The following is a 14,536-nucleotide window of genomic DNA, read 5'->3' as shown; positions in this document are numbered from 1 at the left end:
CGCCGCCTGCCGCTGACGCCTCACGAAAAACAACTCCCATGGCCACCATCCTGCAATCCCTCCCCACCGGCCAGAAGGTCGGCATCGCCTTTTCCGGCGGACTGGATACCAGCGCTGCCCTGCTCTGGATGAAGAAAAAGGGCGCCGAGCCCTACGCCTACACGGCCAACCTGGGCCAACCCGACGAAAGCGACTACGACGCCATTCCGAAAAAGGCTTTGGGCTATGGCGCCAAGCTGGCCCGCCTGATCGACTGCCGCCGCCAACTGGCGCACGAGGGCATTGCCGCGCTGCAATCCAACGCCTTCCACATCAGCACCGGCGGCGTGACCTACTTCAACACCACACCGCTGGGCCGCGCCGTCACCGGCACGATGCTGGTGGCCGCGATGAAGGAGGACAACGTCAACATCTGGGGCGACGGCTCGACCTTCAAGGGCAACGACATCGAGCGCTTCTACCGCTATGGACTACTGACCAACCCATCACTCAAGATCTACAAGCCCTGGCTGGACCAGACCTTCATCGACGAGCTCGGCGGCCGCAAGGAGATGAGCGAGTTCCTCATCGCCAACGGCTTTGACTACAAGATGAGCGTGGAAAAGGCTTACAGCACCGACAGCAATATGCTGGGCGCCACGCACGAAGCCAAGGACCTGGAACATCTCAACAGCGGAATACGCATCGTCAACCCCATCATGGGCGTGGCGTTCTGGAAGGACGACGTGGTCGTCAAAGCCGAGGAAGTGACCGTGCGCTTTGAGGAAGGTCAGCCCGTGGCGCTCAACGGCCAGAGCTTCAGCGACCCCGTGGCCCTGATCCTCAAGGCCAACGAAATCGGCGGACGCCACGGCTTGGGCATGAGCGACCAGATCGAGAACCGCATCATCGAGGCCAAGAGCCGCGGCATCTACGAGGCACCGGGCTTGGCCCTGCTGCACATTGCCTACGAACGCCTGGTGACCGGCATCCACAACGAGGACACCATCGAGCAGTACCGCATCAATGGCATGAAGCTGGGTCGCCTGCTCTACCAGGGCCGCTGGTTCGACCCGCAGGCCATCATGCTGCGCGAAGCCGCGCAGCGCTGGGTGGCACGCGCGGTCACCGGCGAAGTCACGCTGGAACTGCGCCGCGGGAATGACTACAGCATCCTCAACACCGAGAGCCCCAACCTGACGTACGCGCCCGAGCGGCTGAGCATGGAAAAGGTGGAAGACGCGCCCTTCAGCCCCGCCGATCGCATCGGCCAGCTGACCATGCGCAACCTGGACATCACCGACACGCGTGCCAAGCTCGGCATCTACACGCAAACAGGTCTGCTGTCGGCGGGCGAAGGCGCGGAATTGCTGTCCTTCAAGGGCCTGAAGGCATGACAGACGCTAAGCCGCGGGTCAGCATCGAGCGCCTGGGCGTCGGCCCGCGCCTGAGCGAGGCTGCCATCCACAACGGCGTGGTCTACCTCGCGGGCCAAGTACCGGACGACGCGACGAAAGACATCCGCGGCCAGACGGCCGAGGTGCTGGCCATGGTGGACAAGCTGCTGGCCGAAGCTGGCAGCGACAAGACGCGCCTGCTGCGGGTGCAGATCTACCTGGCCGACATGGCGGATTTCGCCGGCATGAACGCCGTCTGGGACACCTGGGTCAGCCCAGGCCACACGCCGCCGCGTGCCACCGTGCAGGCCCGGCTGGGCAATCCGGACTGGCGTATCGAGGTGGTCGTGACTGCGGCAGTCTGAGGCACCTCGGGCGAGGGCTATGCGCCCAAGCGCCGCCCCCACAAGCAATGCGTTCGGCGGGGCACTCAACGCCCTCCCTCAGCCTCACTGAGCGTCTTTGGGTTCAATCCCACAACCACGCTGGCCCCTGAGACCTGTCCCAGTCAGAAAAAAAGAAAGCCCGCCTCCTTGCGGGGCGGGCTTGTCGGCTCCTGGGCTTTGCTGACCGCACCGGGAAGGCAGTCACTCGCCCCCAGGCGCGGCGCGTGATCAGGTGCGGACCATGCGCAGCTTGCGCGAGAACTCCTGCAGCGCGGCGATGCCGCTTTCCTCGGCGCGATGGCACCAGGCCTGCAAATTGGCCAGCAGCTGCTCGCGGCTCAGTGAGGTGTTCAGCCAAAGCTGACGCAGTTCCTCGCGCATCGTGACCATTTTGTCCAGCACGGGCGACGCAGCGCGGGCTTGGGCCAGTTGCGGCGCGACCTTGGCCGGAGCCTTTTCCGCGTCGCGGTGCAGCCAGCGGGCGGCAGCCTTGACGGCGGCGCTGTCGGTCATGCGGGTCTTGAGAGCGGACACTTCATCGCGGAAGGCGTGCCGCATGCCGCGCGCGTAATCGGCCATGATTTCATAGCGGTGGGCAATCAGCGCCTCCAGCGTCTTGTCATCGGCCACGGGTTTGATGTCACCCAATTCCAGCTTGGGCGGCGTCTTCTTGACCTTGGCCAGGCCCACGGCGCTCAGCAGGCGGATGTAGAGCCAGCCAATGTCGAACTCGTACGGCTTGACCGACAGCTTGGCCGAGGTCGGGTAGGTGTGGTGGTTGTTGTGCAACTCCTCGCCACCGATGATGATGCCCCAGGGAGACAGGTTGGTGCTGGCATCGGCCGCTTCGAAGTTGCGGTAACCCCAGTAGTGGCCCAGGCCGTTGATGATGCCGGCGGCCGTGATCGGGATCCAGGCCATCTGCAAAGCCCAGACCGCAGCACCCGCCGCGCCGAACAGGGCGAGGTTGATGATCAGCATCAGGCCCACGCCTTGCCAGGAGTAACGGGTGTAGAGATTGCGCTCGATCCAATCATCGGGGGTTCCGTGGCCGTAGCGGGCCATGGTTTCCTTGTTCTTGGATTCAGCACGGTACAGCTCGGCGCCCTCGGTCAGCACCTTGCGGATGCCGTAAATCTGCGGGCTGTGCGGGTCTTCCGCCTGTTCGCACTTGGCGTGGTGCTTGCGGTGGATGGCAGCCCATTCCTTGGTCACCATGCCCGTGGACAGCCACAGCCAGAAGCGGAAGAAGTGGGAAATGATCGGGTGCAGGTCCAGCGCGCGATGCGCCTGGTGTCGGTGCAGGAAGATCGTCACGCTGGCGATCGTGATGTGCGTCGTCGCCAGGGCGTACAGAATGATCTGCCACCAGCTCAGATTCAGCAGGCCGTTCGCCAGCCAGTCGACGATGGCGTTGAACACAACCGAGTCAGTTACGAACATAGAACTCTTTCAATATATGGAAATTGGATACGGGGGCAACTTCCCAACACCCCGTTGGAGTCTCCGACCCCTGTTTTGGTTTCATTCTGGGTCTGTGTTTGGTGAGCCATTTTAGAAGACCCCATGTGCTCTTCCCGAATTCTCCCGTTTTTAGGGCGGAAAACCTTAACTCAGATCAAATACTTACCTTTTGTGCCAAACAGCGGCGAAAAAGCCGTCTGTATTGTGTTGGTGGGGCCACAAACGGAGGTAATTCCGACCACTTTCACCCCCCGAACACAGCTCGGAGGCGGTTTTGGCAACCGGTGGCGCCAAGAGACGCTCCAAGAGATCGGCCACCGGCACGGGCTCGAAATCCGGGTGCGCCGCCGAAAACGCCTCGGCCACGGCTTCATTTTCCTCCGGCAACACGCTGCAGGTGGCGTAGACCAAGCGCCCGCCCGACTTGAGCAGCCGGGCCGCGCTGTCCAGAATGGCCGTCTGCTTGGCGGCCATCTCCTGGACAGCTTGGGCGGATTGCCGCCACTTCAAGTCCGGATTGCGGCGCAAGGTACCCAGGCCGGAACAGGGCGCGTCCACCAGCACCCGGTCGATCTTGCCGGAAAGACGCTTCACACGTTCGTCGCGCTCGTGCGCGATGGCCGCAGGATGCACATTGGACAGGCCGCTGCGCGCCAGCCGAGGCTTGAGGGCGTCCAGTCGGTGGGCCGAGGTGTCGAAGGCGTACAGACGCCCCGTGTTGCGCATGGCCGCGCCCAGCGCCAGGGTCTTGCCCCCGGCGCCCGCGCAGAAATCGACCACCATCTCGCCGCGCTTGGCCTCCACCAGCAAGGCCAGCAGTTGCGAGCCCTCGTCCTGCACCTCGATCGCGCCGCGCGTGAAGACGTCCAGCTTGTTCAGCGCGGGCTTGTCGGCGATGCGCAAGCCCCATGGGCAATAGGGCGTGGGCTGCGCGGTGATGCCCGCTGCCTTCAACTCGCGCTGCACATCCTCGCGCTTGCTGTTCAAGGTGTTCACACGAACATCCAGCCCCGCGCTCTGATTCAGGCTCTCGGCCAGGGCCCAGAAATCCTTGTCGCTCAGTTGCGTCTTCAGCGGCTGGGCCAGCCAGTCGGGCAGGTTGTGGCGGTGCTGGTCCAGCAACTCATCGGGCTTTACGCCATCGCAGGCGTCCAGCCATTGCTTTTCCTGCTCGGACAGCACGCTCTTGATGAAGTCGCGCGAGCCAGAGAAGCCCAGAATGGCGAGGCGCCGCTCCTTCGGCCCGCTGCCCGACAGGGCCAGGCGCTCGAACAGCAGCTTCTTGCGCAGTACGGCATAGGCGGTTTCCGCCAGGGTCGCGCGCTCGCGCGGGCCCAGGCCTCGGTGGTCGCGGAAGAAATGCGACACCACGGCGTCGGCCGGGTGTTCGAACTTGAGGGTCAACCGGACCAGTTCAGCGCAGAGGTCCAGCAAGGTTTGAGGGTGCATGGGGCGGGATTGTCCCATGCACTCCCTCATGCATGCATGCATGAACCCATCTACGGAAACTCATCGCGGCGCTGGCGCGCGCCAGACGATCTCGCTGACCTGGATCTTTCGGGGGATGATGCCCAGCGCGTGGAAGGTGTCCGCCAGTTGCTGTTGCTGCGCGATGTGCGCGGCCCCGATCGGCACAACGTCGAACTCGGCACGGGCAAACGCAGTCTTCCATATCTCGGCGTCAATACCGGTGGACTCCGCCGCAAGGGCAGCCAGTTCCTCGCGGTTCTTTCCGGCCTGAATCGTCAGCTTGCGCAGTTCGTCGATCACCGCCGACAGAACGACCGGGTGGGCAGCCGCAAAATCACGACCGGCTATGTAATAGGAGGCACTGGCCAGGCGCTTGTCCGAGGTATCGGCTACCGCGCGCGCGTTGTAACGCCGTTCCGCGATCGCGAAATAAGGGTCCCACACCACCCAGGCGTCGATGTTGCCGCCGTTGAAGGCCGCCGTGGCGTCGGCGGGCGACAGATAGACGGGCTCGATGTCCTTGACCGTCAGGCCGGCCAGGGCCAGCGCCTTGATCGCGACGTTCTGCGCGCTGGAGCCCTTGCCGAAAGCCACCTTCTTGCCTTTGAGATCGGCCAGCGTCTTGATGGGCGAGTTTTGCGGCACCAGCACCGCATGCTGGGCCGAGGGCATGGCCGCCGCGTAAACCAGATTGGCGCCGCCCGCCTGCGCAAAGATCGGTGGTGTGTCGCCCACCGAACCCAGGTCGATGGCGCCTGCGCCCAGAGCCTCCAGCATGGGCGGGCCGAACTGGAACTCCACCCACTTGACCGATTCCACGCCCAGCGCCTTCAACCGGGTTTCGACGACCTGCTGCCTGCGCCCCAGCACCAGGATGGCCGAACCCTTCTGCCAGCCGATGCGGACTTCCTTGGGCACGGCCTGCGCCAGTGCGGGCGCATTGAAGAAGATCGCGCCAGCCACCCAGGCCAGCAGCGCCGTAAAGATACGCCTGCGATTCGAAATGGATCTCACGGTGTCGTCCTTTGAGAAGAGACGGCCAGCTTAGGCAGGCCTCTTCACCGTGTCGACGACGCAATTTTCAATTGCTTATCAAGAAAACATCTATGGATGATCGCTCCCGAACGGCTTGCGCACAAGCCATTTGGAGGGTTGGGTGCACGGGGCAAGGTGCTGTGGCATCAATGGCGATGACTTGCTTGTCTTTCGTCTCATTGAAACCTGGGCGGGTGTCCCCCAGTCAAAATAACGAATCCTGAGTTGGCGACAGATGCGCCAATCACTCTTCCCAGTGCTCTCCAAAAATTGCCCACGCCGAAAATACTCGCGACATACGGAACGACGGTCACGACAACTGCGCCATCCAACACCAATGCCACCGGCGTCATAGCCATCAAAAACACCCGCTTTGTCGTTGTCCTCTCTTCCGTGACGCCGATGCGCGACGACGGATTTCTGGGCTGTCCTGACCAAGCTAAGATCCTCGTTGGAGGCAAGACAATCTCATCCTCACGCCGACCGGACAATGATCCAGAAATGTAGACCTTCCCATTTTTGTCAGCCATGAACCCGTTCATCACGGCGGCGTCCTTGTCTTCCTGAGAAGCAAGCCGTCCGTCCAGAGACCCATAGTATTTCAGCGTCACCGTCTGGTCCTTGAGCACCTCCATAGATTCAAATCTCCATTGAATCAACGGCTGATAGGAAGCGTGAAAGATTGGCCGCAGGGATTCGGGAACGTCAAGGAGATAGTGGTAATCCTCGCCGACCAATACCAAGCGTAAATCGTCGTCCGAGATTCGCAACTCCCTCGCTTGTTCCTCATAGGTAGTTTCTGGATTGAACAATTGCGTCGTTGCGCAGCCTGTCAAGGTCACCCACAAACCCAGCACAACGCAAGCAAACACAACACGCATCCTTGCACTCCCTTTTTTCAGAATCTGTCAGGCTACACCACCGTCAATTTCGCCACCGACAGCGCCAGCCACTTGACCCCATGTCGCGGAAAGTTGATCTGCGCACGGGCATCGTCGCCCGAGCCTTCGAGCGTGAGCACCTTGCCTTCGCCGAACTTGTTGTGGAAGACACTCATGCCGATGCGCAGACCCGTCGCTGCTTCCTGGGCTTGCTCGACAACCTTGCTGCTGGACAGGGATGAGCCCGTGTCTCGCCCGTAAGCACTGTCCGAGCGGCTCGCGTTCGCCCAGCCGCTGTTCCAGGCACCACCGCCAGCCCCATTGCCACGTCCCGGCCCGTAGCTGTTCTGCGGCGTGAAGCCGCTGCCAAAGCCCTGGTTCCGAGGCGTCACCCATTTCAGCGTTTCCTCGGGCAGTTCGTCGAGAAAACGACTGCGGATGTGATATCTCGTCTGGCCGTGCAGCATGCGGGTCTGGGCCAGGCTGAGGTAGAGGCGTTTTCTTGCGCGCGTGATGGCCACGTACATCAGGCGGCGCTCTTCCTCGAGACCATCGAAGTCGCTCAAGGAGTTTTCGTGCGGGAACAGGCCTTCTTCCAGGCCGGTGATGAACACCACGTCGAACTCCAGGCCCTTGCTGGCGTGCACGGTCATGAGTTGCACGGCATCTTGGCCGTCCTGGGCCTGGTTGTCGCCGGCCTCCAAGGCAGCGTGCGTGAGGAAGGCCGCCAGCGGCGACAGCACTTCGCCATCCGCGTCGGGGGCCGCATTCTCCGCCGCGGCCGTCGCCTCCGCGTCGCGGCCAAAACCCTCGATGCTGACGAAGCTCTCGGCGGCCGTCACCAGTTCCTCCAGGTTCTCGATGCGGTCCGCGCCTTCGCGCTCGGCACGGTAATGCTCAACCAGGCCGCTGTGCTCGAGCACGAGTTCGATGATCTCGCGCAGGGTCAAACCCTGGGTCTGCTCGCGCAGCACGTCGATCTTGGCGACGAAGGCCGAGAGATTGGCACCCGCCTTGCCGCTCATGGCGTTGACCGCGGCGTGCAGTGACGACCCAGCGCCCTGGTTCGCGGCCCGCGCCGCGTCTTGGAGCTGCTCGATGCTGCGCGCGCCGATGCCGCGCGGCGGGAAGTTCACCACGCGCAGGAAACTGGTGTCGTCGTTCGGGTTCTCCAGCAGGCGCAGGTAGGCCAGCGCGTGCTTGATCTCGGCGCGCTCGAAGAAGCGCAAGCCGCCATAGACCTTGTAGGGGATGCCGCTGTTGAACAGCGCGGTTTCGATCACGCGGCTCTGGGCGTTGCTGCGGTACAGCACCGCCATCTCCTTGCGCGCAATGTTGGCCCCCACGCTCGGCACAGGCGTGTCCTCGCTGCCCCCCAAGGGGGCGCTCGCTTGCTTGAGACGGCCCGGCGCGGCGCTCGAGTCATCACGTATCAGCTGCTTGATCTCGTCGATCAGCCACTGCGCCTCGGCGAAATCGCTGCTGGACTCGACCACGCGCACGGGTTCGCCCGCACCCTGCTCGGTGCGCAGGTTCTTGCCCAGGCGGTGCTTGTTGTGGCTGATCAGCGCGTTAGCGCTGTCCAGGATGTTGCTGTAGCTACGGTAGTTTTGCTCCAGCTTGATTTGGTGCTGAACGTGGAACTCGCGCACGAAGTCGGCCATGTTGCCCACGCGCGCACCGCGAAAGGCGTAAATGCTCTGGTCGTCGTCGCCCACGGCGAAGACCGCGTTCTCATGGCTCGCCCCCTGCCCCGCAAGCAGCTTGATCCAGGCGTACTGCAGCTTGTTGGTGTCCTGGAACTCGTCGATCAGGATGTGGCGAAAGCGCCGCTGGTAGTGCTCACGCACCGGCGCATGGTCGCGCAACAGCTCGTAGCTGCGCAGCAGCAGTTCGCCAAAATCCACCACGCCCTCGCGCTGGCATTGCTCTTCATAGAGCTGGTAAAGCTCCACTTTCTTGCGGGTGTCGGGGTCGTGCGCCTGCACGTCACCAGGCCGCAGGCCGTCCTCCTTGCAGCCGCCGATGAACCATTGCAATTGCTTCGGAGGGAATCGCTCCTCGTCCACATTGAACTGCTTGCACAAGCGTTTGATGGCGCTTTGCTGGTCCTGGGTGTCCAGGATTTGGAAGGTCTGCGGCAAACCCGCCGTTTTGTGGTGGGCGCGCAGCAGACGGTTGCACAAGCCGTGGAAAGTACCGATCCACATGCCGCGCACATTCACCGGCAGCATGGACTGCAAACGGGTCATCATCTCGCGCGCGGCTTTGTTGGTGAAGGTCACGGCCAGCAGTCCACCGGGGGAAATCTGCCCCGTCTGCAGCAACCAGGCGATGCGCGTGGTGAGCACCCGCGTCTTGCCCGAGCCCGCGCCCGCGAGGATCAGCGCGGGTTCCGCGGGCAACGTGACGGCGGCGCGTTGCTCGGTGTTGAGGCCCGCCAACAGGGGCATATCGGAAGAAGAGGGAAAGGTCGGACGCGGGCCGGTGCCAGGCAAATCAAGGGACATGCTGGGATTGTAGAAAGCCAGCCAGCACCCGACCGTGGCGCCGGTGACACGGACCCAGCCCAAAGATGCGCGTGCATCCCCTGCGCGCCCCGTCTGCGGCGTAACAGTTGTAGAAATTCAATGCAAATCCATCACAATCGTCGGCATGGCAGCGCATGCATGCCGACAACCGCCGCCCGCGCCCACCACGACGTGAAGGTGCCCACGCGGCCTAGATTCGAGGGGAAACTGATGAACATCGCCCTGCTGGGCACTGGCCTGATGGGCTACCCGATGGCGGAGCGCCTTTGCGGCCTCTGCAAGGCCGGACATTCGGTCAGCGTTTGGAACCGTACACGCGCCAAGGCAGACAGCCTGGCGGCGCTGGGCGCGCAAGTGCACGACAGCGCTGCTGAGGCGGCGCGGGACGCCGAGTTCGTGATCACCATGCTGACGGATGGCGCGGCGGTCGAGGATCTGCTGTTCTCCCAGGGAGTGGCCCGGGCCATGCGTCCGGGTTCAGTGCTGCTGGACATGTCCTCCATCCAGCCCGCGCAAGCGCGGGCCCACGCGGAGCGTCTGGGCACCATGGGCATCGTGCACATGGACGCACCCGTCTCAGGCGGCACGCTGGGCGCGGCGGCCGGCACGCTGGCCATCATGGTCGGGGGCAAAGCGACCACCTTTGAGCGCGCGCGGCCCGTCTTCGCGCCACTGGGCCGCGCCACCCTGGTCGGTGGCAGTGGCGCGGGACAACTCACGAAGCTGGCCAACCAGATGATCGTGGGCATCACCATCGGCGCCGTGGCCGAAGCACTGCTGCTGTGTGAAAAGGGCGGCGCCAACCCGGCCAAGGTGCGAGAAGCCATCACCGGCGGCTTCGCCGACAGCCGCGTGCTGCAGGTGCATGGGCAACGCATGGTGGAGCACAGCTACCAGCCAGGCGCGCGCATGAGCGTGCAGCTCAAGGACTTGCGCAACGCGCTGTCGACCGCCCAAGACCTGGAACTGGAAACCCCCATCACCAGCCTGCTGGAACAGCTCTACGCCAGCGGGGTCAGGGCGGGCCTCAGTGATCACGACCACTCGGCCTTGCACCTCGCGCTCGCACAGCGCAACCGCATGGCGTGAAACTTCGCGTGAGATTGGGGCGCACGCGGCCCGCGCGCGCCTCGCTCAAACGTCCGCCGAATGCGGCCGGCGGGAGGGCCAAGGCACCCACGCCAACAAGGCCACGAGCAACAGCGCGGCCAAGACGCCCCACTGCCAGCGCGCGGGTGTCGGACCTTCGGAGCGAGCCGCATCGTAGGCGGACCTGAAATCTTCGTAGGAGTGGTGCACCGGTCCGCAGTGCAGTTCCCAGATGCGGAAGCGCGGCGCTGAACCCAGCCCTCGCAGAAACTCGCCCCGCACATACCCCATGCAGCCGGGCAACTTGCGCAGAGCGGCGTCATCCAGCACGGTGGCGCGACGCCCCGGCCAGGTCAATGGAACCGGAAACTCCATGCTTTGCTGAGTGTCGTCGGCCAATCGAACGTTCAGGGCCGGCTGGGCACTCGCCAACCCCGCGACCGGAGCGTCCAGGCCCTCAAGCACATGCAGCACCTCGATCGGCACGATGGGCCAGCGCGCGACGTCCGCGGCGGATTCGGGCGCCGGGTTGAGCCCTTGCGCACGCAGCGTGTACCCGATGTGCAGGCCGCACAGCACGAGCAGCACCAGGCTTGTGATGCGCAGCAGCCACCGGCTGGACGAGGTGGCAGCGAGGCGGCGACGCCAAGAGCGGAACAAGTCGGACAACATCGGCCGGCATCATAACGATGCGTGCGAGACGGGGGCGATGGACGGGGGCTGCGTCAGCCACGCACCGCGGACAAGCGCCTGATCGCAAGGCACGCACCACTTCGGGGCGTGCACATGCCATGGGACTCGGTCGTTCGCCCCCGCGAAAACCCGACCCGCCGGACACACCGTTCCGGCCTCACTTTGTATACATTGGTGTTTTCAGTGAGGTTTTCGATTTGCCCCCGAACTGGCATCGTTTTTGCTGAATGACCTTGCTGAATCCTGCCGTCGTTCGACGCGCCGCCTTCATTCCCGCGCGGCCAGCCGCGCAGCCCGTCACTCAGGAGCTCCCTCATCATGCGCAAGCGTTCCTTCCTGCAAGCGTCCGCCGCCCTGGCCGCCACGCTGACTTTTAGCCTGGCCCAAGCCCAGACCCCGGTCAAGTTCCAACTCGACTGGCGTTTTGAAGGCCCCTCGGCCCTCTTCCTGCAGCCCGTGGCCAAGGGCCACTTCAAGGCCGCCGGACTGGACGTCGCCGTGGACGCGGGCAACGGCTCGGGGGGCACGGTCACGCGCGTGGCCTCGGGCGCCTACGACATGGGCTTCGCCGACATGGCCTCGCTGATGGAGTTCCACGCCAACAACCCCGATGCGCCCAACAAGCCCGTGGCCGTGATGATGGTCTACAACAGCACGCCCGCTGCCGTGCTGGCACTGAAGAAGTCTGGCATCAGCAAGCCGGCCGACCTGTCGGGCAAGAAGCTGGGCGCGCCCGTCTTCGACGCCGGCCGCAAAGCCTTCCCGATCTTCGAAGCCGCCAACAAGATCACCGGTGTGACTTGGACGGCGATGGATCCGCCGCTGCGCGAAACCATGCTGGCACGCGGTGACGTCGACGCCATCACGGGCTTTTCCTTCACCTCGCTGCTCAACCTCGAAGCCCGCGGCGTCAAGACCGAGGACGTGGTCATCCTGCCCTACCCCGAATACGGCGTGAAGCTCTACGCCAACGCCATCATCGTCTCGCCCAAGTTCCTACAGGAGAAGCCCGAGGCCGTGAAGGCCTTCCTGAAGGCTTTCGCCAAGGGCGCCAAAGAGGTCATCGCCGACCCGGCTGCTTCCGTGGCCTACATCAAGGAGCGTGACGGCATCATCGACGTGGCGCTGGAGACCCGCCGTCTCAAGATGGCGATCGACTCCACCATCGCCACGCCCGACACCTACAAGGAAGGCTTCGGCCAGGTCGACGCCAAGCGTCTGGCGATGATGGCCACCCAGGTGTCCGAGGCCTTCAAGACCAAGACGCCGGTCGATGCCAAGGTGATCTGGAACGGCGCTTTCCTGCCCTCCAAGGCCGATCTGGACATCCTGCCCAAGAAGTAAAGAGCCCTGGTTTTCTCTCCTGATCTTGCGGCCAGCCAGTTCCCCGGACTGCTGGCCGCTTTTTCAAGCAGCTCACCTGTCATGCCCCACGAAGCTTCCCCCAACGCCGCGCCCTTCGTCGAATTCAGCGATGTCTGGCTCGCCTACAACGACGAGTTGCTGGCGCAGAATCAGTTCGCCGTTGAAGCGATCAACCTGAAGGTTCGCCAAGGCGAGTTCATCGCCATCGTCGGCCCCTCGGGTTGCGGCAAGTCCACCTTCATGAAGCTGACCACGGGCCTGAAGATGCCCAGCATGGGCCGCATCCGCGTTGATGGACAGCCTGTGACGGGTCCGCTCAAGATTTCGGGCATGGCCTTCCAGGCCCCTTCGCTGCTGCCCTGGCGCACCACGCTGGACAACGTGCTGCTGCCGCTGGAGATCGTGGAACCCCATCGCTCCCTGCTCAAGAAGAACCGCAAGCAGTACGAGGAGCGTGCCCGAGGACTGCTGGCGACGGTGGGCCTGGCCGGCTATGAAAAGAAGTTCCCGTGGGAGTTGTCCGGCGGCATGCAGCAGCGCGCCAGCATCTGCCGCGCGCTGATCCACGAACCCAAGATGCTGCTGCTGGACGAGCCCTTCGGCGCGCTCGACGCCTTCACCCGCGAGGAACTTTGGTGCACGCTGCGCGACCTGCACGCGGCCCAGAAGTTCAACGTCATCCTCGTCACGCACGACCTGCGCGAAAGCGTGTTCCTGGCCGACACGGTGTACGTGATGAGCAAAAGCCCGGGCCGCTTCATCGTGCAAAGGGAGATTGATCTGCCGCGTCCGCGTGAACTCGACGTCACCTACACGCCGGAGTTCACCCACATCGTGCAGGAACTGCGAGGCCACATCGGCGCCATCCGTGGCAACACGGGCAAGACCGGTACGGCCATTCACCCGTCAGCAGGAACCGCCCCATGAACCATCGCAAAGCCGTCGAACGCTGGGCCCCGCTGCTGCTGCTGGCCTTCATCGTCATCTTCTGGCAGATCATCTGCTCAGCCCTCAACGTCTCGGAATTCATCTTCCCCAGCCCGCTGCGTATCTGGGAACAAACGCTGGAACACAAGGCCACCATCGCGGCCCACGCCTGGCGCACCTTCTGGGTCACCATGGCAGGCTTCGGCATCGCCATCGTCGTGGGTGTGCTGTTGGGCTTCCTGATCGGCAGCTCGCGCCTGGCCTACGCCGCCGTCTACCCGCTGATGACCGCCTTCAACGCCCTGCCCAAGGCAGCCTTCGTGCCGGTGCTGGTGGTCTGGTTTGGCATTGGTATCGGCCCGGCCATTCTCACGGCCTTCCTGATCAGTTTCTTTCCCATCATGGTCAACATCGCCACCGGCCTGGCCACGCTGGAGCCCGAGTTGGAAGACGTGCTGCGCGTGCTGGGCGCGCGCCGCTGGGACGTGCTGATCAAGGTGGGCTTGCCACGCAGCCTGCCCTACTTCTTCGGCTCGCTCAAGGTGGCCATCACCCTGGCTTTCGTCGGCACCACAGTGTCGGAGATGACTGCAGCCAACGAAGGCATCGGCTACCTGCTGATCTCCGCCGGATCAGCCATGAAGATGGGCCTGGCCTTCAGCGGCCTGCTGGTCGTGGGCGCGATGGCCATGTTGATGTACGAGCTGTTCAGCTTCATCGAGAAGCACACGACGGCCTGGGCGCATCGCGGTTCGCAGAACCAGTGAAAGAAAACGCGTGACCCCAGGACAATTGCTCCGCCACCTGAAGCGCGCCAACGACGTGGCTCGGCGCGCGCGCGACGAGCTTGGCCGCCATCCCTTTGGCGCCATCCTCGTGGCGCCCGACGGCGAGACCGTGCTGGCCGAGCAGGGCAATGTCGACACGGTGAACCATGCGGAGTCCGTCTTGGCTCGCACGGCGGCACTGAACTACCCCGGCGAATACCTGGGCCGCTGCACCTTGGTCACAACGGTCGAGCCCTGCGCCATGTGCGCCGGCACGCAGTACTGGGCCAACATCGGCCGCCTGGTCTACGGCCTGAGCGAACGGCGATTGCTCGCGCTCACCGGCAGCCACGAGGAGAACCCCACCATGGACCTGCCCTGCCGCACCGTGTTCGCGGCCGGGCAGAAGCCCATCGAGGTTCTCGGTCCCGTGACCGAGATGGAAGACGAGATCGCCGCCCTCCACCGCGACTTCTGGCACGCCCCACCCAAAGAGAACTGAGCACCTGCACCCAGGCCCTTGCGCCGTTGACGCAGGGCATGGATTTCACG

The 14,536-nt window shown here is 63.9% G+C and carries 13 protein-coding genes; 7 read left to right on the top strand and 6 right to left on the bottom strand.

Going from position 1 to position 14,536, the window contains the following annotated elements; all coding sequences use genetic code 11:
- The first annotated feature begins 38 nt into the window (after nt 1-38).
- Nucleotides 39-1,376, top strand: coding sequence for an argininosuccinate synthase (argG, locus tag HGR_RS07715; protein ID WP_006297622.1), 1,338 nt, complete (start codon nt 39-41; stop codon nt 1,374-1,376).
- The gene (locus HGR_RS07710; RefSeq protein WP_006297621.1) at nt 1,373-1,741 is read left to right on the top strand and encodes a RidA family protein; all 369 of its coding nucleotides are present in this window, start codon (nt 1,373-1,375) and stop codon (nt 1,739-1,741) included. The genes argG and HGR_RS07710 overlap by 4 nt, the downstream gene beginning before the upstream one ends.
- A 249-nt stretch (nt 1,742-1,990) precedes the next feature.
- Here the strand turns inward: HGR_RS07710 and HGR_RS07705 are convergent, their stop codons facing one another.
- From HGR_RS07705 to HGR_RS07685, 5 genes are all read right to left on the bottom strand, one after another.
- Nucleotides 1,991-3,205: a DesA family fatty acid desaturase gene (locus HGR_RS07705; RefSeq protein WP_006297620.1), complete on the bottom strand. Its 1,215-nt coding sequence runs from the start codon at nt 3,203-3,205 to the stop codon at nt 1,991-1,993.
- A gap of 183 nt (nt 3,206-3,388) precedes the next feature.
- Complete coding sequence (locus HGR_RS07700; protein WP_006297619.1) at nt 3,389-4,675, bottom strand: RsmB/NOP family class I SAM-dependent RNA methyltransferase; 1,287 nt, start codon at nt 4,673-4,675, stop codon at nt 3,389-3,391.
- A 60-nt stretch (nt 4,676-4,735) separates the two neighbouring features.
- Nucleotides 4,736-5,710, bottom strand: coding sequence for a sulfonate ABC transporter substrate-binding protein (locus tag HGR_RS07695; protein ID WP_138922443.1), 975 nt, complete (start codon nt 5,708-5,710; stop codon nt 4,736-4,738).
- Nucleotides 5,711-5,907: 197 nt separating this feature from the next.
- A complete protein-coding gene (locus HGR_RS07690; RefSeq protein ID WP_006297617.1) occupies nt 5,908-6,612 on the bottom strand; it encodes a hypothetical protein in 705 nt (234 codons plus the stop codon).
- Between the two features lie 32 nt (nt 6,613-6,644).
- Nucleotides 6,645-9,122 (bottom strand): UvrD-helicase domain-containing protein, encoded by a 2,478-nt coding sequence (locus tag HGR_RS07685; protein ID WP_039852865.1) that lies wholly within the window; start codon nt 9,120-9,122, stop codon nt 6,645-6,647.
- A 231-nt stretch (nt 9,123-9,353) separates the two neighbouring features.
- Here HGR_RS07685 and HGR_RS07680 point away from each other — a divergent pair, with 231 nt between their 5' ends.
- Nucleotides 9,354-10,232 (top strand): NAD(P)-dependent oxidoreductase, encoded by an 879-nt coding sequence (locus HGR_RS07680; protein WP_006297615.1) that lies wholly within the window; start codon nt 9,354-9,356, stop codon nt 10,230-10,232.
- A 45-nt stretch (nt 10,233-10,277) separates the two neighbouring features.
- Here the strand turns inward: HGR_RS07680 and HGR_RS07675 are convergent, their stop codons facing one another.
- The gene (locus tag HGR_RS07675; protein WP_006297614.1) at nt 10,278-10,904 is read right to left on the bottom strand and encodes a hypothetical protein; all 627 of its coding nucleotides are present in this window, start codon (nt 10,902-10,904) and stop codon (nt 10,278-10,280) included.
- 339 nt (nt 10,905-11,243) lie between these two features.
- On the opposite strand from HGR_RS07675, the gene HGR_RS07670 reads away from it, so the two are divergent.
- The 4 genes from HGR_RS07670 (at nt 11,244) to HGR_RS07655 (ending at nt 14,486) form a co-directional block, all read left to right on the top strand.
- Nucleotides 11,244-12,269, top strand: a complete 1,026-nt coding sequence (locus tag HGR_RS07670; protein ID WP_006297613.1) for an ABC transporter substrate-binding protein — start codon at nt 11,244-11,246, stop codon at nt 12,267-12,269.
- A gap of 81 nt (nt 12,270-12,350) precedes the next feature.
- A complete protein-coding gene (locus HGR_RS07665) occupies nt 12,351-13,217 on the top strand; it encodes an ABC transporter ATP-binding protein (protein WP_006297612.1) in 867 nt (288 codons plus the stop codon).
- A complete protein-coding gene (locus HGR_RS07660) occupies nt 13,214-13,984 on the top strand; it encodes an ABC transporter permease (RefSeq protein WP_006297611.1) in 771 nt (256 codons plus the stop codon). Before HGR_RS07665 ends, HGR_RS07660 begins: the two co-directional genes overlap by 4 nt.
- A gap of 10 nt (nt 13,985-13,994) precedes the next feature.
- Nucleotides 13,995-14,486 (top strand): nucleoside deaminase, encoded by a 492-nt coding sequence (locus HGR_RS07655; RefSeq protein ID WP_039852792.1) that lies wholly within the window; start codon nt 13,995-13,997, stop codon nt 14,484-14,486.
- The last annotated feature ends 50 nt before the right edge of the window (nt 14,487-14,536 follow it).

The sequence above is a fragment of the Hylemonella gracilis ATCC 19624 genome (assembly GCF_000211835.1).
Taxonomy (GTDB): Bacteria; Pseudomonadota; Gammaproteobacteria; order Burkholderiales; family Burkholderiaceae_C; genus Hylemonella; species Hylemonella gracilis.
The sequence above is the reverse complement of the archived record's forward strand: the minus strand, read 5'-3'. Positions and strand labels throughout refer to the sequence as shown.